The 19,059-nt window shown below is 37.1% G+C and carries 17 protein-coding genes and 1 riboswitch; of the genes, 5 read left to right on the top strand and 12 right to left on the bottom strand.

Translation table 11 applies throughout. The features are described from left to right. Positions 1-145: 145 nt before the first annotated feature. Positions 146-261: riboswitch (FMN riboswitch) on the top strand. A gap of 135 nt (positions 262-396) precedes the next feature. Then, positions 397-951: an ECF transporter S component gene (locus QBE53_01480; protein WZL81796.1), complete on the top strand. Its 555-nt coding sequence runs from the start codon at positions 397-399 to the stop codon at positions 949-951. A 93-nt stretch (positions 952-1,044) separates the two neighbouring features. Further along, positions 1,045-2,133 carry an HD-GYP domain-containing protein gene (locus tag QBE53_01475; protein ID WZL81795.1) on the top strand — a complete coding sequence of 363 codons (1,089 nt, stop codon included), beginning with the start codon at positions 1,045-1,047 and terminating at the stop codon, positions 2,131-2,133. A gap of 83 nt (positions 2,134-2,216) precedes the next feature. On the opposite strand, the gene QBE53_01470 is transcribed toward QBE53_01475, so the two are convergent. Continuing rightward, positions 2,217-3,341 carry a glycosyltransferase family 4 protein gene (locus QBE53_01470; GenBank protein ID WZL81794.1) on the bottom strand — a complete coding sequence of 375 codons (1,125 nt, stop codon included), beginning with the start codon at positions 3,339-3,341 and terminating at the stop codon, positions 2,217-2,219. Between the two features lie 185 nt (positions 3,342-3,526). On the opposite strand from QBE53_01470, the gene QBE53_01465 reads away from it, so the two are divergent. Both QBE53_01465 and QBE53_01460 read left to right on the top strand, forming a co-directional pair. Continuing rightward, the gene (locus QBE53_01465) at positions 3,527-4,675 is read left to right on the top strand and encodes an NADP-dependent malic enzyme (GenBank protein ID WZL81793.1); all 1,149 of its coding nucleotides are present in this window, start codon (positions 3,527-3,529) and stop codon (positions 4,673-4,675) included. A gap of 32 nt (positions 4,676-4,707) precedes the next feature. Further along, a complete protein-coding gene (locus QBE53_01460) occupies positions 4,708-5,235 on the top strand; it encodes a DUF4364 family protein (protein WZL81792.1) in 528 nt (175 codons plus the stop codon). On the opposite strand, the gene yihA is transcribed toward QBE53_01460, so the two are convergent. From yihA to QBE53_01405, 11 genes are all read right to left on the bottom strand, one after another. After that, positions 5,206-5,796 carry a ribosome biogenesis GTP-binding protein YihA/YsxC gene (gene yihA / locus QBE53_01455; GenBank protein ID WZL81791.1) on the bottom strand — a complete coding sequence of 197 codons (591 nt, stop codon included), beginning with the start codon at positions 5,794-5,796 and terminating at the stop codon, positions 5,206-5,208. The genes QBE53_01460 and yihA overlap by 30 nt on opposite strands. Before the next feature lie 17 nt (positions 5,797-5,813). Beyond that, a complete protein-coding gene (lon, locus tag QBE53_01450) occupies positions 5,814-8,132 on the bottom strand; it encodes an endopeptidase La (protein WZL81790.1) in 2,319 nt (772 codons plus the stop codon). 86 nt (positions 8,133-8,218) lie between these two features. Then, positions 8,219-9,526, bottom strand: a complete 1,308-nt coding sequence (gene clpX, locus QBE53_01445) for an ATP-dependent Clp protease ATP-binding subunit ClpX (protein WZL81789.1) — start codon at positions 9,524-9,526, stop codon at positions 8,219-8,221. Positions 9,527-9,544: 18 nt separating this feature from the next. Beyond that, positions 9,545-10,126, bottom strand: a complete 582-nt coding sequence (clpP, locus tag QBE53_01440; protein WZL81788.1) for an ATP-dependent Clp endopeptidase proteolytic subunit ClpP — start codon at positions 10,124-10,126, stop codon at positions 9,545-9,547. 17 nt (positions 10,127-10,143) lie between these two features. Further along, complete coding sequence (gene tig / locus QBE53_01435; GenBank protein ID WZL81787.1) at positions 10,144-11,430, bottom strand: trigger factor; 1,287 nt, start codon at positions 11,428-11,430, stop codon at positions 10,144-10,146. 205 nt (positions 11,431-11,635) lie between these two features. Next, positions 11,636-13,324, bottom strand: a complete 1,689-nt coding sequence (locus QBE53_01430; GenBank protein WZL81786.1) for a peptide ABC transporter substrate-binding protein — start codon at positions 13,322-13,324, stop codon at positions 11,636-11,638. 134 nt (positions 13,325-13,458) lie between these two features. Then, positions 13,459-14,451: a dipeptide ABC transporter ATP-binding protein gene (locus QBE53_01425; GenBank protein ID WZL81785.1), complete on the bottom strand. Its 993-nt coding sequence runs from the start codon at positions 14,449-14,451 to the stop codon at positions 13,459-13,461. Then, positions 14,444-15,460 carry an ABC transporter ATP-binding protein gene (locus QBE53_01420; GenBank protein ID WZL81784.1) on the bottom strand — a complete coding sequence of 339 codons (1,017 nt, stop codon included), beginning with the start codon at positions 15,458-15,460 and terminating at the stop codon, positions 14,444-14,446. Before QBE53_01420 ends, QBE53_01425 begins: the two co-directional genes overlap by 8 nt. Positions 15,461-15,468: 8 nt before the next feature. Next, positions 15,469-16,665 (bottom strand): ABC transporter permease, encoded by a 1,197-nt coding sequence (locus QBE53_01415; protein WZL81783.1) that lies wholly within the window; start codon positions 16,663-16,665, stop codon positions 15,469-15,471. A 1-nt stretch (position 16,666) separates the two neighbouring features. After that, a complete protein-coding gene (locus QBE53_01410) occupies positions 16,667-17,596 on the bottom strand; it encodes an ABC transporter permease (protein WZL81782.1) in 930 nt (309 codons plus the stop codon). A 356-nt stretch (positions 17,597-17,952) separates the two neighbouring features. Beyond that, positions 17,953-18,498 carry a DJ-1/PfpI family protein gene (locus QBE53_01405; protein WZL81781.1) on the bottom strand — a complete coding sequence of 182 codons (546 nt, stop codon included), beginning with the start codon at positions 18,496-18,498 and terminating at the stop codon, positions 17,953-17,955. A gap of 102 nt (positions 18,499-18,600) precedes the next feature. Between QBE53_01405 and QBE53_01400 the strand changes: the two genes are divergently transcribed. Continuing rightward, positions 18,601-19,047, top strand: a complete 447-nt coding sequence (locus QBE53_01400) for a CYTH domain-containing protein (protein ID WZL81780.1) — start codon at positions 18,601-18,603, stop codon at positions 19,045-19,047. Positions 19,048-19,059 lie beyond the last annotated feature (12 nt).

Here is a 19,059-nt window from a genome sequence, read left to right as displayed (position 1 = left end):
TAACCTCAAACTCTCTATTTATCTCACTTTTTACATATCATGTACAATTATAACCTAACTTAGAAAAATATCAACCAAACAAACCATTAAAATTTTATTGACAAGTTTTTTTTTCTCTTGTATACTTGAACTGTAAACAATTAAATGAATACTTCGGGGCAGGGTGAAATTCCCGACCGGCGGTGATAGTCCGCGAACCTTTTTGGTTGACTTGGTGCAATTCCAAGACCGACAGTACAGTCTGGATGATAGAAGTAAGAATAGATCGATTATTTTATTAACGATGCCTCGAATTTTTTTCGAGGTTTTTTTTATTGCTAACGAGGCTATACCTCATTGTTTTTGCTCTAGGAAAATCTTATAGAAGTATTCGCCACCCTCTAAAGGAGAATTATTATGTACTCATTTTCAAATCAAAAAACTCGTTACATTGTGCGCATTGGCGTTTTTAGTGCGTTGGCTTTCATTATCATGCTTCTTGAATTCTACATTGGTTTTGCTGAATATCTAAAAATGGACTTTAGTGATGTTATTGCAATGATTGGCGGTATTACTATGGGTCCTCTTGCAGCTGCGGCCATACAATTGGTTAAAAACCTATTAAAGGCTTTAATCATTACCCGAACTGCAGGTATTGGTGAACTTGCCAATCTAATTGTTGGTATTGCATTTGTCGTTCCCGCATCTATACTTTTCAAAAAAACTAAAAGCAATAAAGGGCTGTTTTTTGGTCTTGTAACCGGTTCACTTTCTATGGTTGCTGTTGCATGTATTGCCAACTTATTTGTTATCTTACCTTTATATTTTGGCAGTTCATTGACTTTTTCAATGCGTTGGGATACCGTTCTTGCCATCTTTCTTCCATTTAATATCATCAAAGCTATTGTTGTCTCTCTCGTGACTTACCTTCTACATCTTGCTATGAAACCTATCTATAAGCATTTTATATAATCCATTAAGAAGTAGTCCCACCTTGCACCAATTTGTGTTATAATGTCTGTAGTATAATGATTGTTAATCTAACTTTATGCAAGGTGGGGAATTATGAAGACAAAACTACAACTTACAACTAACCAGCTACAGCCTGGTATGGTTCTAGCTGAAGACTTATATACACCAAAAGGATTATTGTTAATCCCGGCAGATACTTTAATTGATGAAAAGCATTTATTTCGCATACGCCTCTATCAATTACCTTCTATTGTAATTTATGAGGATACTGCTCAACCCTTTCTCGAAAAAGCTCCCCCAGAGGATAATCGCCCAATAAATATCTCTTATCGCAAGACCAAAAACTTTCAGGAGTTTAAGACAGAGTATTTATTACAACAGGCATTGACACAGGAAAAACTAAATGATGTCTTATTGGGTGAAGATATTGACGAGAATGAACTCTATGATATTAGCACCACACTAATTAAGTCCTTACGTACCAAAAGTGATTTGTTTAATTATCTCTATCACTTGCGCAATGAAGACGACTATACCTTTACCCATAGCTTAAATACGGCGATGTTAGCTAATATCTTTGGTGGATGGCTTGGTTTGTCTGATAAGGAGATTAAGGATTTGACCATATCCGGTTTTTTACACGATATCGGTAAATTAAATATTAGTCCTGATATTCTAAATAAACCCGGCAAGCTCACTGTTGATGAGTTTGAATCCATCAAGAAACATACGAATTTTGGGTATGATATTATCCGTGACTATGATATCAATGATGACATTAAAAATGGTGTCCTACTACATCATGAAAAAATAGACGGTTCAGGATATCCACTTGGATTAAAAGATGAACAAATACCTCTGTTTGCTAAGATTATAGGTATTGTCGACATCTATGATGCGATGACATCTCAGCGTTCCTATCACGATAAATATTCGCCCTTTAAAGTCATTCAGATGTTTGAACAAGAATCTTATGGATTACTTGACACCAATCTTCTCTTTGTCTTTTTAGAAAATATCGCCCATCATTATTTGGGAAAAGACGTTCTCCTATCTACCGGCGAACGTGCACGCATTGTGTTTATACATAATCAATCACCATCACGTCCAATTATTCAAATCAATGATCAAATGGTCGATTTGATGTTTGAACCTCACATCACCATCGACGAAATTTTGTAATACGGACGAAGCTTATATACAATAAAAGCGTCAGTATTGAGTCTACACTCATATACTAACGCTTTTTTATTATGCTTTTTTATTTATGCTTCTTTATTTAAAGGGTTTTTATGTACTCGCTCTAATATATTGGTATAAATCTCAACATGTCGGTTCGCCATTGCCGCATCCGAAAAAGATTGATGAATCTTTTCCCGAAACTGTAGCCCTAATTTTTCCAAGTCGTATTGTCGATTAATCATATCCATCATAATTGTCGCCAATGTCTTTGCATCTCCTACATCAAACAATTTACCTGTGACGTCATCTTCAATCATTTCAACAATGCCCCCTGCTCGAGATGCAATTGTAGCAATTGCGCGTTCTCCCCCTTCTAAAAGGGCATAAGGAAAGCTTTCTGTATAGGATGGTAAAATATTGACATCAATCTTTTCATAAAAAGACTGCATATCCTTAACAAATCCTAAAAACTCGACATGTGTCTTTAGTTCGTGTTCTTCAACATAACTATGCAATCGTTCTGTATATTTTTTTTCACCATGTCCAGCAATCAATATTTTAAAGGAATATCCTTCTTCTTTGCATATATTTGCCGCCTCTAATAATACATCCGTCCCCTTGATTGGTACCAATCGTGTCGCACAACCAAAGGTTAAGGTTGCTGAGGTCTGCTTAGAATATGATTTTATCCAATGTTGTGGCTTCACACCATTATATATGGTATACATTCTATCTTCTGAAAAACCTTCTGAACTCATCATTTTTTTGAAGGTATCTGTCACCGTTAAAAAAAAGTCCATCTTTTTTAGACTTATACGATTCAAATATGTGAAAATGATTTTTTTGTAGAGTTGGTTTTCAAAATCCAAACGATAATCACTATGAATTGTTGTTACAATTGGAATATCCACGCGTTTTCGGATATAATTGCTCACAAAATTAGCCCTTGCTCCATGGCAATGCAAAAGATCAAAGTTCTGACTTTGAAGATATTGTACTAGTTCACGGATAGACGTATAGTCCAGTCTCGACTTTTGTTCAAAAAGTTTTGCCTTAATCCCTGATTTTTTTGCTTCTTCAAAAAAAACACCTTCTGACAAGCAAACTAATTCTATATCAATCTTTTGTTTTAATTCCTGAAGTAACGTGATGACATGTGTCTTTGCTCCACCTGTGTCTCCACCACTGATTAAATGCAATACGCGCATAGCTTTTTCCTTCCGATATCCTTTTTCAAATCATTAGAATGCCTTATCATTATAACTTGCATCAAACAGACTGTCAATCAAGCGATTGAATTGACAACAAAAGCCTGTTTTTGTCGCTTCACTTTTATATGATTATCTGATAAAATATACAGTATACAAAAGAAAATAAGGAAATGGTGGGTAATATGTCTATAGAAGAAAAATCACTTCAGTTACATGAACAATGGCAAGGCAAGTTAGAAGTTCAAGCAAAGTCAAAAGTCAACTCACGAGAAGACTTATCCGTTGCGTATACTCCGGGTGTTGCTGCTCCTTGTCAAGCAATACATGCAAATAAAGAAAACGCCTACAAATACACTATGAAAGCCAATACGGTTGCCGTAATCTCTGATGGATCTGCAGTTCTAGGATTAGGTAATATTGGTCCCGAAGCTGCTATGCCTGTTATGGAAGGTAAGGCAGTTTTATTTAAAGAGTTTGCCAATGTGAATGCTATCCCGATCTGTCTGGATACCCAGGATGTGGATGAGATTGTCAAAACGATTACATATCTTGCTCCAACATTTGGCGGTATTAACATTGAAGATATTAGCGCTCCCAGGTGCTTTGAAATCGAACGCCGATTAAAAGAAACATTGGATATTCCTGTATTCCATGACGATCAACATGGTACTGCAATTGTTGTTCTTGCCGGAATATTAAATGCTTTAAAGTTGACTCAAAAAGATATTGCAGCAGTTAAAGTTGTTATCAATGGCTGCGGCTCTGCTGGTATTGCAATAGGTAAACTTTTGTTACGTGCCGGTGTGACAAATCTTATCATGGTTGATAAAGAAGGAATCGTCAACAAAGAAGAACCATGGCTTAACTGGGCACAAAAAGAAATCTCCCAATCCACCAATCCTGAGAATTTACGCGGTTCTTTATCCGACGCTTTAAATGGAAGCGATGTATTTATCGGTGTATCCGCTCCAGGCATTGTCTCCCAAGACATGATTCGCTCCATGCGTCCAGATAGCATCGTATTTGCCATGGCAAATCCAACGCCTGAAATCATGCCTGAGCTTGCAAAAGAAGCAGGTGCTCGAGTTATTGGAACAGGACGTTCTGACTATCCAAACCAAGTCAATAATGTTCTTGTATTCCCCGGAATATTCAAAGGTATTCTTGAAGGTCGTGGCAAGCAAATTACTGAAGAAATGAAAATCGCTGCCGCAAACGCTATTGCAGATATGATTCCACTTGAAGAACTCCATGAAGAAAACATTCTTCCTGAGCCCTTTGCCAAAGGTGTTGCAAGCGCTGTTGCAGAAGCTGTAAAAAAATGTATTTAAGATAATATGACATTCGAGTTAGGAGGTTACCAATGATTAATCATGAACTAAGTACAAATAAGTTAATCATACTTTACATGCTAAAAAGAATTGAGCTTCCGTTGACGAATACTCAGTTATCAGAATTTATTATAGATAAAGGTTATACGAATTATTTTTCTTTTCAAGAATATCTACATCAGCTTGTTGAGAGCGATTTGATTCGAACGATTACGACATCAAAATCAACAAGTTATGAAATCTCTAACGAAGGTATTACAACGCTTGGCTTTTTTGAAAACCGCATCTCCGAGTCGATTAAAGATGATATTGATGCGTATTTTAAAGAAAAAAAATACGATATCAAAGAGCATCTAGAAATTGCCTCTGAGTATATCCCTGAAAAGGATGGCGACTATCTTGTCCACCTTGTGGCAAAAGAAAACGGCAAAACCCTTATCGATTTGACAATGAATGTCTTTGATAAGGATTATGCCGTCAAAATCTGTGATCAGTGGAAAGAAGAAAGTCATGTGCTTTACAAAATTATCCTAAACACTCTCTTGGATGATTTGACTTAGAACATCCCATATTTTTTCTTTTCCATCTTTGGTTATTGCTGAAAAAGACAAAACATTTCCCGGTTTAATATTAAGGGTATTTGCTATGGTTTTAACTGCTTTGCTATGTTGGCTACGCTTAAGTTTATCCATTTTTGTTGCAATAACCAAAGGTTCATATCCAAAGCTTTTTATCCAATCCATCATCATCTGATCATTGGCACTTGGGGTATGTCTTCCATCAACTAATAGCACCACTTGCTTTAGCGTCTCACGTTTATGAAGATAGTCTTCAATAACCTTCGCCCATCGTTCTCGATCAGCTTTTGATACTCTTGCATATCCATACCCTGGTAAGTCAACTAAATATAATTGTTCTTCAACATTATAAAAATTAATAGTTTGTGTCTTACCTGGCTGTGCAGATGTTCTTGCCAGTTTTTTTCGGTTAATCAATCCATTGAGCAATGACGATTTACCCACATTGGATTTTCCTGCAAAAGCGATTTCTGGAAGACCACTGGTTGGATACTGTTCAAACTTCACGCCAACAGCTTCTAAATATACATTTTGTACGTTCATGCTAACTCCTTCTCTTCTTACTTAACTGCAAATGCCAATTGAATCACTTCATCGACTTGTTTTACATAATGAATTGTCATATTATCAATAACTTCTTTATCCAATTCAGATACATTTCTACGGTTATCATTCGGGACAATCACTTCATATATACCCGCACGTTTTGCGGCAAGAATCTTTTCTTTTAATCCGCCAATGGCTAAAACTCGTCCACGCAGTGTCACTTCCCCTGTCATAGCAATATCATTACGAATCGGCGTATTTGTTAACGCAGAAATAATCGCTGTGACCAAGGTAATCCCAGCAGAAGGTCCATCTTTTGGTACGGCTCCTTCGGGAATATGTATATGAATATCTTTTGTTTCATAAAAGTCTTTTGGCAAATCAAATGCCATGCTCTTTGAACGTATATAACTTACCGCTGCAGACGCCGATTCTTTCATCACGTCTCCAATACGCCCCGTAATTTGGAACTTCCCTTTTCCCGGCATGACTGTAACTTCAATAGAAAGCGTGTCACCACCCATTTCTGTCCATGCAAGTCCTCTAGCAACCCCAATCTGCGGTTCATCAAGTTTCATCTCATAAGAAAATTTTGGAATCCCCAAATAATTTTCAATATTTTTTTCGCTAACCGTTAGCGACTTTTTTTGATCCATTAAAAATATTTTTGCAGCTTTTCGACATATTTCTCCAATGCGTCGCTCCAATTGTCGTACGCCCGATTCACGAGTATATTCATTAATCACACGACGAAGTGCTTCATCTTTTATTTTTAACTGACTTTTCTTTAACCCATGTTTTTCAAGTTGCTTGGGAATAAGGTATTGCTTGGCAATATGATATTTTTCATTTTCCGTATAACTAGATACCTCGATAATCTCCAGTCTATCTAACAAAGGGCGTGGTATTGTCCTTAACGAGTTGGCTGTTGCTACAAAAATCGCTTTGGATAAGTCCACCGGAACTTCAACATAGTGGTCTCTAAACTGATGGTTTTGTTCACTATCAAGTACTTCCAATAACGCCGCACTAGGATCCCCTTTAAAATCACTGCTCATCTTATCAATCTCATCCAGTAAAATCATTGGGTTACTGGTTCCTGCTTGACGCAATCCGCTCACTAAACGCCCTGGCATAGCACCAATATATGTTCGACGATGACCACGTATTTCAGCTTCATCTCGTACACCGCCAAGGGATATACGCACATATTTTCGATTCAAGGATGTTGCAATGGATTTTGCAATTGACGTCTTACCTGTTCCTGGTGGGCCAACAAGACAAATAATTGGAGCCGTCCCGTCTTCAGTCATTTTTCGAACAGCTAAGTGTTCGAGTACGCGTTCTTTAACTTTCTTTAATCCATAGTGCTCAGCTTCTAATATGTCATGAGCTTTATTCAAGTCGATTTGCTCTTGTGTGATCGTATTCCATGGCATGTCTAACATGCATTCGATATAGTTTCGAACAACCGAGCTTTCCGCTGAGCTTACATTCATTTTTTGTAACCGTTTAACTTCTTTTAATATTTTTTCTTTAACATATGCATCGGCATCTAATGCTTCAACCGCCGCTTTATATTCTGCAATCTCTTCACCTATATCTACTTGATCACCAAGTTCTGACTGAATAACTTTAAGCTGTTCACGCAGATAGTATTCTTTTTGGTTTTGATCAATCGTACTCTTGACTTTTCGATGAAGCTCTCTTTGAATTCGGGCGATTTCAAGTTCATTATTTAAAATACGAATAACTAATTGCATCCGAATTTCTTCATCAATTTCTTCTAGAATGCGCTGTTTATTCTCTAATGACTTGATAAGATGGGTTGTCATGGAATCCGCTAATAAGCTGATCTGTTTGATTTTTTTGAGTGAATCAATCGTTTCTTGAGACATCTTAGGATTCAAACGCTTATATTCCTTGAGTATATCCATAGCCATGCCGATGATTGCTTGCTTTTGAGCATCTGATAGTTCTTTTATCTCACTTTCAACTTGCTCAATCGTTCCCAAAGGATATTGTTTGCTTTGTTCGATAGAAATGATTTTGCCACGATGGATTCCTTCTACAAGAACTCTAGAAATACCTCCAGGTAGCTTTACAATCTGCTTTATTTTTACAATTGTACCTACTGAATAGATATCTGCATTTATATCAACTTCTTCCACACTTGCATCTTTTTGAGCAACAACAAATAGAATTTGATCTTTATTCATTGCTTCATCAAGCGCGGCCACTGATGTCGCACGTTTTGCATCAAAGTGCAAAAACATCTTCGGAAAAACATTGACCCCTCTTAATGATAAAATTGGTAAATTCATTCTATTCATAACATCCTCCATTACTTCATTTAAAAACCCTTGCATAAATGCAAGGGTTTTATATCTAAGCAACTTAACTTCGCTTAATCTTATATTTAAGCTGTTTCATTCTCGTTCTTTTTGGGTAAGCGCTTCTTTGTTCCTGCACTTTGTTTCATCTCTTTCAAGTTTTCATTCGAAACAATAATTGGCGTTGCACCCTCTTCAACTGTTGCTTGGGTAATAATACATTGACCAATCGTATCATCTGAAGGAATCGTGAACATAATATCCATCATAATTTCTTCTAAGATAGCGCGTAGTCCCCTTGCACCAGTTTTTCGATTCAATGCCTTTCTTGCAATTGCTCGCAAAGCATCTTCTTCGAATTCTAGTTCAACATCATCCATACCAAAAGTAACTTTGTATTGTTTGACAAGTGAGTTCTTTGGTTCTGTTAATATACGAACCAATGCTTCTTCATCAAGATTTTCCAAACCAACACTGATAGGAACACGTCCAACGAATTCCGGAATCAGACCGTATTTGATTAAATCTTCAGGTGAAAGCTTTTTAAGAATCTCGCCGATTTCCACGTTTTTCTTGCTCTCGATTTCAGCTCCAAAGCCCATGGTTGTCGTTCCTGTACGTTGTTCAATAATGGATTCTAATCCATCAAATGCACCCGCACAGATAAACAAAATATTAGTGGTATCAATTTGAATAAACTCTTGGTGCGGATGTTTACGTCCACCCTGTGGCGGAACTGATGCAACCGTTCCCTCAAGAATTTTTAACAATGCCTGTTGAACCCCTTCTCCACTCACGTCACGTGTAATGGAAGGATTTTCAGATTTTCGCGCAATTTTATCGATCTCATCAATATAGATGATTCCGCGTTCTGCACGTTCAATATCAAAATCAGCTGCTTGAATAATCTTCAAAAGAATATTCTCGACATCTTCACCTACGTATCCTGCTTCTGTTAAAGATGTAGCATCTGCAATCGCAAACGGAACATTCAGCATTTTTGCCAATGTTTGCGCTAAAAGTGTCTTTCCTGAACCTGTCGGTCCGACGAATAAAACATTACTTTTTTGGAGTTCGACATCTTCTGCAATATTGTCTGCATTGATACGTTTATAGTGATTATACACTGCAACAGCAAGTGCTTTTTTTGCGTTTTCTTGCCCGATAATATATTCATCCAAAAACTTTTTGATCTCAATCGGTTTAGGTAAATCCGTTAAGTCAATTGCTTCTTCAATTTGGCTGAATTCTTCTTCAATAATTTCGGAACATAATTCAATACATTCATCACAAATGTATACATTAGGGCCAGCAATCAACTTACGAACTTGATCTTGTGGCTTGTGACAAAAAGAACAACGCAGTTGCTTTTTATCTTCGTATTTATTTGCCATAGTTTCACCAACTTTCGGTTAGCGTTTAATTATTACTTTATCAATGAGGCCATATTCCATTGCACGTTGAGCCGACAAGAAATTGTCTCTTTCTGTGTCTCGCTCAATTGTTTCAAGATCTTGACCTGTATTTTCCGCTAAAATTTCATTTAACATTTTACGCATCTCGATGATACGATCTGCATGTATTTTAATATCACTTGCTTGTCCTTGCATACCACCCAGTGGTTGATGAATCATCACTTCTGAATGTGGCAATGCAAAACGCTTGCCTTTTTGTCCGCCTGCAAGTAAAAATGCACCCATACTTGCTGCCATACCAACACAAATTGTTGATACGTCTGGCTTAACGTGTTGCATGGTATCATAAATAGCCATCCCCGCAGTAATTGAACCTCCAGGGCTGTTTATATATAAGTGAATATCTTTATCTGGGTCATCGGATTCTAAAAACAATAATTGAGCAACAATTAAACTTGCTGTTGTATCGTTTACTTCCTCGCCTAAAAAAATAATTCGTTCCTTTAATAATCGTGAATAAATATCATACGATCTTTCTCCACGGCTTGTTTGTTCAATGACGTAAGGTACTAAAGCCATACCCACACCTCCTAAATCTAGTTGACTTTTGCGTTTTCTACGATTAAGTCATATGCCTTTTGGTTGACAAGGTCTTGTTTAATTGAATCTTTCTCATCATCACCAATAGTTTCTTTGATTTTTTCTACTTCCATATTATACATTTCTGCCATACGAGCAATTTCTGCTTCAACATCTTCATCTGTCGCTTCAATGTTTTCTGCAACTGCAATCGCTTCTAATACAAGACGTGCTTTGATTTTCTTTTCAGCTTCTGGCTTCATGCTAGCTTTAAGCGTCTCCATGTTTTGTCCTGTATATTGGAAATATTGTTCTATTGATAGACCTTGATATTGTAGTCGTTGAGCCATATCGTATGTCATGTTCTCAGCTTCTAACTCTACCATAGGTTCTGGTAATTCAATGCTTGCATTTTCAACAGCTTTTTCAAGTACTTCTTCTCTTAATTTTGCTGTTGCTGCATTTTCTTTTGATTCAGCAAGTTTTTCTTTAACACTTGCTTTGTATTCATCCAAAGTATCAAATTCTGATACGTCTTTTGCCAATTCATCATCAAGCTCTGGTAATTCCTTCACTTTGATTCCATTGATTTTTACTTTGAATGTTGCTGGTTTTCCTTTAAGATCATCTACATGATACTCTTCTGGGAAAGTCACTTCAACTTCAAGCTCGTCATCAACGTTTTTACCTACTAATTGTTCTTCAAATGTATCAATAAATGAACCTGAACCGATTGTTAAGTCATAGCCTTCAGCTTTTCCACCTTCAAAAGGTTCTCCATCCACATATCCATCAAAATCAATATTGACTTGATCATCCATTGTAATGGCACGATCAGTGACATCTACAAGACGAGAGTTTTGCTCACGTACATTGTCAATATCGTTATCAACTTCTTCATCTGTTACTTCGACAGCATCCTTTGTTGCTTCTAGACCTTTATAATCTCCAAGTGTAACTTCAGGTTTTACTGCTACTTCTGCTGTGAAAATAAATGGCTTTCCTGCTTCGATTTGCTCAACGTCAATCTCTGGACGTGATACAACTTCTAATCCTTCTTCTTCAACTGCTTTGTCATATGCTTCTGGGATGCAGTAATTCGCTGCATCTTCATAGAACACACCGATTCCATATGTTTTTTCAATCAATTTTCGTGGTGCTTTTCCTTTACGGAATCCTGGAATTTGGATAGATTTCTTGTTTTTGTTATACGCGTGATTCAGACCTTTTTCAAAGATATCTGCACTAACTTCGATTGTTAGTTTCACCATACTGTTTTCGAGTTTTTCAACTTTTGTACTCATTATTTAACGTTTCCTCCTTGTAACACTCTATATTCAAGGTCTTTTGACCCATCTTAAACCATTAACACATTATAACACACCACTCTATAGAATGCTAGCGTATATTTTATTTTAATACGAATTAATACTTTTGTAAAAAAAGGGATATGCTCCGATTGGAGTCATATCCCTTTGTTGTCATTCTTGTCTAGTAGATGCCGTCAGATTACTCTACAACTGTTGCATGTGTAAAGTCGATAGCACCAAGTACTGAACGATCCCATCCTTGTACTTTGTCTGAAATTAACCATTTGTCTGTATAGTAGTATAAAGGAACAATTGGTAATTCATTCATAAGGATGTCTTGAGCTTGGTATAGGTAATTGTAGTGTTCTTCACCACGAGTTGTATTTGCATTAGCCATTAGTTCATCAAACTCATCGTTTGCAAACTTAGGATCATTGTATGCATTACCTTGAGTGAAGATACCTAATAATCCCATTGGATCCATAAAGTCTGTTAACCAACCACCACGAGCCATTTCGTAGTCTCCAACTTTACGAGTATCTTGGAATACTGCCCACTCTTGGTTCTCTAATTTTACATTAAGACCAAGGTTTGTTTTGTACATTTCTTGTACAAGTTCAGCAACTTTTTGGTGACCTTCACCTGTGTTGTAAAGGATTGTAAATTCTGGGAATCCTTCACCGTTTGGATATCCAGCTTCAGCAAGTAATGCTTGTGCTTCTTCAACACCACTTCCATCTGTAGGAATGCCATAGTCACCAGCTTTTAATGCGAAATCTTCACCATTGTGATCTAAGAAACCTTCTGGAACGAAACCAGTTGCTGGAAGTTGACCTGCACCTAATGTTTCAGTGATCATTTGACGGTCAACAGCAAGTGTTAACGCACGACGAACACGTTGGTCAGCCCAAATCTCACGATCAAGGTTAAAGTTATAGTAGTATGTTCCAAGTAGTGGGAATACATAGAAGTTAGGATCTTCTGCAATTAGACGAGCAACTTCTGCTGTTGGCACTTCAGGAATAGCTAATAATTCGCCACCTTCATATGCTTGGTAAGCAGTTGAATGTTCATCGATAAATACAACTTCCATTCCTTCGATTGATACATTTTCAGCATCCCAGTAATTTTCATTTTTAGCAAGAGTTAATCCTTCACCAATTGTATAGTTTGTTAAAACAAATGCACCGTTAGATACTGCTAATTCAGCATCTTTAGCCCAAGCACCGTCTGCTTTAGACTCGACAGCTTCTTGTTTAACTGGCATGAAGTGGTAGAAAGAAAGTAAACTTACGATATAATCTGTTGGAGAGTTTAACTCAACAACTAACGTTTGATCGTCTTCTGCACGAACGCCAACGTCATCTAATGATCCACCTTCGTATACAGCTTCATAAGCACCTTTAATATTTGTATATTCCCAAATCCATGCATACTCAGATGCTGTTGCAGGATCCATTCCACGTTTCCATGAATAAACAAAGTCATTAGCTGTTAATGGTGTTCCATCAGACCATTTTGATTCTCTAAGATGGAATGTTACTGTTAATCCGTCTTCTGAAACATCCCAAGTTTCAGCAATTCCTGGATAAGTTACACCGCTTTTTTCTCTTACAAGCCCTTCAAAAGTGTGACTGATAATGTCTCCACCATCACTTGCACCATTTAAGCCTGGGTCAATAGTCTTTGGATCTGCTCCAACGTTCCAGTGAAGAATACCACCAGAAGTTATGGCACCATCTGTCGCTTCTCCGTCTGTAGCGCCATCATCTGTAGAACCGTTATCTGTTGAACTACTGTCTGTTCCATTGTCGGTAGTACCTGTATTGGTATCATCTTTGCCACATCCAGCAAATAATGAAACTGCTAACGTAAGTACTAATAGCATTGCTAATACTTTTTTCATTTGTTTTCCTCCTTTTATTTCCTTAGTTTCATGTGACTTATGTCACTATATATATTAATTGTTATGCACAAGTTTATACCCTTATATTTTGATAGACGCATAACAATAAATATTGACTAGAGTCCGTTGATTTCTTCTACAAAGTGGCATGCCACAAAGTGATCCGGTGCTACTTCACGTAGTTCAGGTGTCACTTCATTACATTTTTCTTTGCAATATCGGCAACGTGAGCTAAATCGACATCCTTCTTTTGGATTAATCGGGCTCTTAACATCACCTTCAAGGATAATTCGCTGTCCTTTGTCGGCTCTTGGATCAGGAATCGGGATTGATGACAATAATGCCTTTGTATATGGATGCCATGGATTTTTATAGAGTTCATTACTTTCAGCAATTTCCATCATATTTCCAAGATACATAACCCCTATTCGGTCAGAAATATGCTTAACCATGGAAAGGTCATGGGCAATAAACAAATACGTTAATCCAAGTTCTTCCTGTAAGTCTTCTAACATGTTAACTACTTGGGCTTGAATCGATACGTCCAAAGCTGAAATCGGCTCGTCACAGATAATCAACTCCGGTTCAATCGCTAAAGCTCTTGCAATACCAATACGTTGTCGCTGTCCACCGGAAAATTCGTGTGGATAACGATTTGAATGTTCTTTTTTCAGTCCAACTCTTTGAAGAAGTTCATAGATACGCTCTTGACGAGCAGCTCCTGTAATATTCGTATGAATATCCAGCCCCTCTCCAATAATATCGGATACTGTCATTCGCGTATTCAATGATGCATATGGATCTTGAAAAATCATTTGAATACGTTTTCTATATTTTAACATTTCCTTGTCGCTTATGTTGGCAATGTTTTCACCATCATAGATGATTTCTCCGCCTGTGGGTTCATACAATCGAACGATGGAACGACCTGTCGTTGATTTTCCACAACCGGACTCACCTACAAGTCCGAAGGTTTCACCTTTTTTTATATTAAAGGAAATACCATCTACGGCTTTTAAAACTTTTCGTTTATCTTCAAACATACTATGCTTTATCGTAAAATATTTTTTTAGATTCTTTATTTCTAATAAATTCTTATTCTCAGCCAATGACTTCACTTCCTTTTGCAAATCCTCCAACTTCCGGTGCATCCTTATGCAACAACCAGCAAGCTGATGTATGATTATCGTTTACTTTGAATGTAGGTACCGGTTCTTCTTTACAAATCTTCATTGCACGTGGACATCGTGTTGAGAATGGACATCCTGTTGGAGGATTCATTAAGTCTGGAGGTGAACCCGGAATCGGAATTAATCGTCCTTTTTCTTCAACGTCCATTCGTGGTACAGAATTTAGCAAACCAATAGTATATGGATGTTGAGGATTATAAAAGATCTCATCAATAGGTCCTTTTTCCATAATCAAGCCACCATACATTACGATGATTTTTGTACATGTCTCTGCAATTACGCCCAAGTCATGTGTGATAATCATAATTGAAGTCTCTAACTCTTGTGCAAGTTTCTTTAGGATATCAAGAATCTGCGCCTGAATCGTAACATCAAGAGCTGTCGTTGGCTCATCCGCAATAAGAAGCTTCGGATCACAAGATAACGCTGTTGCAATCATCGCACGTTGACGCATACCACCGGAAAACTCATGTGGATAGGACTTAATGCGGCTTTCCGGTTCTGGAATACCAACAAGACTAAGTTTTTCTATTGCAATCTCTCTTGCCTCTTTTTTTGATACATGCTTATGACGTTGAATAACTTCAACCATAAGATTTTCTATTGTATATACCGGATTCAACGATGTCATAGGATCTTGGAAAATCATTGAGATTTCTTTTCCTCGAATGTTTGACATAGCTTTATTCGATTTATTGGCTATATTCTCACCATTAAATAGGATTTCTCCACTTTTAATTCTTCCAGGATGATCAATCAAGCCCATAATTGACATTGCCGTAACACTTTTTCCACTACCGGATTCACCAACGATACCAAGGATTTCTCCTTTGTTCATTGTAAACGTATTACCACGAACAGCTTGAACTTCACCTAAGTGGGTATAAAATGATGTACTTAAATTTTTGACTTCTAATATCTTACTCATAGTTTAATCTATCCTTTCCTTAGTCTTGGGTCTAGCGCATCTCTTAATCCATCCCCTAAGAAGTTAAAGGCAAGAATAATAATAGCAATCGTCATTGCCGGGAAGAACAATAGATACGGATACGTTAACAATCCTGATAAGGCATTGTTTGCTAATACCCCTAAGGATGCCATCGGAGCAGATACACCTAAACCAATAAAACTTAAGAATGCTTCTGTAAATACAGCACTTGGAATCATCATTGTCATTGAAACAATAATAGGTCCGATTGCATTGGGAATTAAATGTCTAAATATAATCTTATGCTTTGGAACACCAATAACACGAGCCGCTAAAACAAACTCTTGTTCTTTAAGCGATAGCATTTGACCACGAACAAGTCGCGCCATAGATACCCAATATACTGTACTTAACGCGATAACAATATTCCATAGACCACCTTCGTCAAATAGAACCATTAACAAGATAACATATAGAACTAGCGGAACCGAGTTGATAATATCAACAATACGCATCATGATGTTGTCGACACGACCGCCTTCAAATCCAGCGATACTTCCGTATACTACACCGATGAATAAGTTAACTAGTGTTGCAATAAAAGCAACAAGTAAGGAAATTCTTGTACCGTACATGATACGCGTCAACAAGTCTCGTCCTAAGTCATCCGTACCAAAAGGATATGTTTTGTTGAACATCTTTCCCGTTGGTTGTGTATATTCAATACCTTCATAAGTGATGGTATAGTCATAATCATATCCTTGCTTTGTTGGCAAAAGATTATATGAGAAGTCCAATACGATCTCACGTTCAACGCCATCAACTTCCATGATATATGTATATACTTTATTGATTGGATCTTTTTTTGCATTTTTGAGACGTTCTTCTAAGCGTCCATTATCTCCCAATCTAAACATATTATAGTCACTTGAAAGATAAAAATTCACATCTTCCTCAACTTCAAATACATTAAGTACCGGAGGTAAGTTTTTATATTGATTGTCTTGGTCTGAATATGAAAATGGTGTAAAGTATGGACCCAAAAGAGCAAACAATAATACTAATATTATTGTTACTACACCAATCATGGATAGTTTGTTTTTCTTAAGTCGTCGCCAAGCATCTTGCCAATAGGTTAAACTTGGGCGTACTTTTTCTGCGTCTTCAAGATTGCTGTCCAAGAAGACAAAGCGATTATCTGCCATTTTATGCTTTCCCCTTTCCGAGTTTGATTCTTGGGTCGATAAATCCGTATGCTACATCCACTATGAAAATCATAACAATATAAAGTACCGCATAAATAATTGTCATTCCCATAATTGTCGTATAGTCACGGTTAGTAATACTTTCTATAAAGTGTCTTCCAAGGCCCGGTAAGGCAAAAATCTTTTCAATTACAAAGGACCCTGTAAGGATTGATGCAACCATTGGTCCAACATAAGTAACAACAGGTATCATTGCATTCTTTACTGCATGTTTTGCAATAACTTTAAATTCATGTATTCCATTAGCACGTGCTGTACGAATATAATCTTGTTGTAACACCTCTAACATACTCGAACGTGTCAAACGGGCAACGAAGGATAGCGAATATCCTGACAATGCAAGAACCGGTCCAATATATCCTCGCCAATCAGTGACACCAAAACTTGGAATCCACCCAAGCTTGCCGGCAAAGAAGTAAATAATAAGTGTAGCCATAACAAAGCTAGGCACCGTTACTCCCACTGTGGCTAAAAACATAACTAAATAATCAATGGGTTTATTCTGTTTCAAGGCTGATATGATCCCCACGGGTATCCCTAACGCAATGATTAAAGCACTTGCCATGAGTCCAATTTTTGCTGAAACTGGGAATCCTGAAACAACTAAATCATTTACTGATGTTCCTACTTTAGAATAAGAAGGACCTAAGTCAAAAGTAAGCAGCCCCTTCATGTAATCAACATATTGTTCAAAGTAAGATGCGTCCAAATTGTACTTCTCATTCAACGTTTTTAGAATCTCATCCGGAACGGGACGCTCACGTGTAAAAGGGCCCCCCGGTACAGCATGCATCATTATAAAAGTTAATGATGAAATAAGTAAAATGGTAATCACCGCGGAAAGAACCCTTTTTGCGTAATAACCTGACATGTATAAAACTCCTTTCGAATAGCTTTCATAATTAGACATAAACCCACTCCTATCGGAACGGGTCTTATTAAAATACATTTTATGTTTTGTCTACATCTATGATAAGCCTAAATTACTTGGTAATTATATAATAAATTTGAAGTACTGTAAAGTCTTTTCCAGAAAATACATTTGTTTTTTTGCAAATCAGCCATTTAATCTTGCATTATTTTATCACGCTGTCAGACCGCAGTGCAAAAGGCTGGAAATCCCTTGCATATTTAGTCTTTCGCTCTATTCACCTTGTCTTTCCCCTCATGAAACCCCAATATATCCATACAGTAATTTATGTTAGATAGACTTCAAATATATACAGATTAATGAATAATCATTCGTTCCTTTAACCCCTCAATAGCTTCTGGTTCCAGATAATCTTTGAGAATTTCAAAAGCAAACTTCATACTCACTCCCGGACCTTTGCCCGTAACAACATTACCATCACGAACGATTTCTTGATTAAGTACATGAGCCCCTTTTAGTTCCTCTTCATATCCAGGATAACAGGTTGCCATCTTCCCCTCAAGTATCTTCATCTCGCCAAGAACACTCGGTGCTGCACATATCGCCGCAATGCGCTTGCCTTCGTTATGAACTTGAACAAGTAAGTCGCACAAACCTTCATGTTTTTTCAAATTCTCTGTCCCTGGTCCTCCCGGTAGGATAAATAAGTCATATTCTGAATAGTCAATTGAAAAAAACAAGGCATCACTTTTTACAATCACTCCATGTGACCCTTCAACATCTTCCATACCCGATACTGAAATCGTAACTAAATCTAATCCGCCTCGTCTTAAAACATCAATGATGCTTATCGCTTCTATTTCTTCAAAACCTGTTGCTAAAAATAGAGCAGCTTTTCCCATAACAGCCTCCTAAAAAACTATGATTCAACACAATTTTACGTTATAATATTATTAAACTATATTTTACCATTATCTTTTTTAAAAAACAAGGAGTTCACTCTTATGGAAATTGAAAAAAAATATCTTATCCCAAAACTTCCGGATAATTTGGCCACTTATCCCCATCGACAAATTAAGCAAGGCTACATATCAACATTTCCCGTTATCCGTATACGACAGATAGACAACCAGTACATATTAACCATTAAAGGCAAGGGGCTATTAGAGCGTGAAGAACATGAACTTGAAATAAGCCGGGAGGAGTTTGAGCATTTGTCTTTGAAAGTTGAAGGACTAATTATTCACAAAACTCGTTATTATATTGCGTATAAAGATTATACGATTGAACTGGATTTGTTTCATGATGATTATGATGGCCTGCAATTAGCTGAAGTTGAATTTGATACACGCCATGCTGCTGAGACGTTTATCCCTCCAGACTGGTTTGGCGAAGACGTCACCAACGACAAGCGTTATCATAATAGTTTTTTAAGTCAAAAAAAGGAATAGCCAAAAGCTATT

It is taken from the genome of Vallitaleaceae bacterium 9-2, from assembly GCA_038396585.1.
Classification (GTDB): domain Bacteria; phylum Bacillota; class Clostridia; order Lachnospirales; family Vallitaleaceae; genus UBA1351.
The sequence above is the reverse complement of the archived record's forward strand: the minus strand, read 5'-3'. Positions and strand labels throughout refer to the sequence as shown.

What these genes read in the sequence shown, in the direction of transcription:
- QBE53_01475 (WZL81795.1), top strand. Translation starts at nt 1,045, where the DNA reads ATGAAGACAAAACTACAACTTACAACTAACCAGCTACAGCCTGGTATG.
- QBE53_01400 (WZL81780.1), top strand. Translation starts at nt 18,601, where the DNA reads ATGGAAATTGAAAAAAAATATCTTATCCCAAAACTTCCGGATAATTTG.
- clpP (WZL81788.1), bottom strand. Translation starts at nt 10,126, where the DNA reads ATGGCTTTAGTACCTTACGTCATTGAACAAACAAGCCGTGGAGAAAGA.
- lon (WZL81790.1), bottom strand. Translation starts at nt 8,132, where the DNA reads ATGAATAGAATGAATTTACCAATTTTATCATTAAGAGGGGTCAATGTT.
- QBE53_01420 (WZL81784.1), bottom strand. Translation starts at nt 15,460, where the DNA reads ATGAGTAAGATATTAGAAGTCAAAAATTTAAGTACATCATTTTATACC.
- QBE53_01430 (WZL81786.1), bottom strand. Translation starts at nt 13,324, where the DNA reads ATGCTATTAGTACTTACGTTAGCAGTTTCATTATTTGCTGGATGTGGC.
- clpX (WZL81789.1), bottom strand. Translation starts at nt 9,526, where the DNA reads ATGGCAAATAAATACGAAGATAAAAAGCAACTGCGTTGTTCTTTTTGT.
- tig (WZL81787.1), bottom strand. Translation starts at nt 11,430, where the DNA reads ATGAGTACAAAAGTTGAAAAACTCGAAAACAGTATGGTGAAACTAACA.
- QBE53_01465 (WZL81793.1), top strand. Translation starts at nt 3,527, where the DNA reads ATGTCTATAGAAGAAAAATCACTTCAGTTACATGAACAATGGCAAGGC.
- QBE53_01480 (WZL81796.1), top strand. Translation starts at nt 397, where the DNA reads ATGTACTCATTTTCAAATCAAAAAACTCGTTACATTGTGCGCATTGGC.
- QBE53_01405 (WZL81781.1), bottom strand. Translation starts at nt 18,498, where the DNA reads ATGGGAAAAGCTGCTCTATTTTTAGCAACAGGTTTTGAAGAAATAGAA.
- QBE53_01460 (WZL81792.1), top strand. Translation starts at nt 4,708, where the DNA reads ATGATTAATCATGAACTAAGTACAAATAAGTTAATCATACTTTACATG.
- yihA (WZL81791.1), bottom strand. Translation starts at nt 5,796, where the DNA reads ATGAACGTACAAAATGTATATTTAGAAGCTGTTGGCGTGAAGTTTGAA.
- QBE53_01410 (WZL81782.1), bottom strand. Translation starts at nt 17,596, where the DNA reads ATGTCAGGTTATTACGCAAAAAGGGTTCTTTCCGCGGTGATTACCATT.
- QBE53_01415 (WZL81783.1), bottom strand. Translation starts at nt 16,665, where the DNA reads ATGGCAGATAATCGCTTTGTCTTCTTGGACAGCAATCTTGAAGACGCA.
- QBE53_01470 (WZL81794.1), bottom strand. Translation starts at nt 3,341, where the DNA reads ATGCGCGTATTGCATTTAATCAGTGGTGGAGACACAGGTGGAGCAAAG.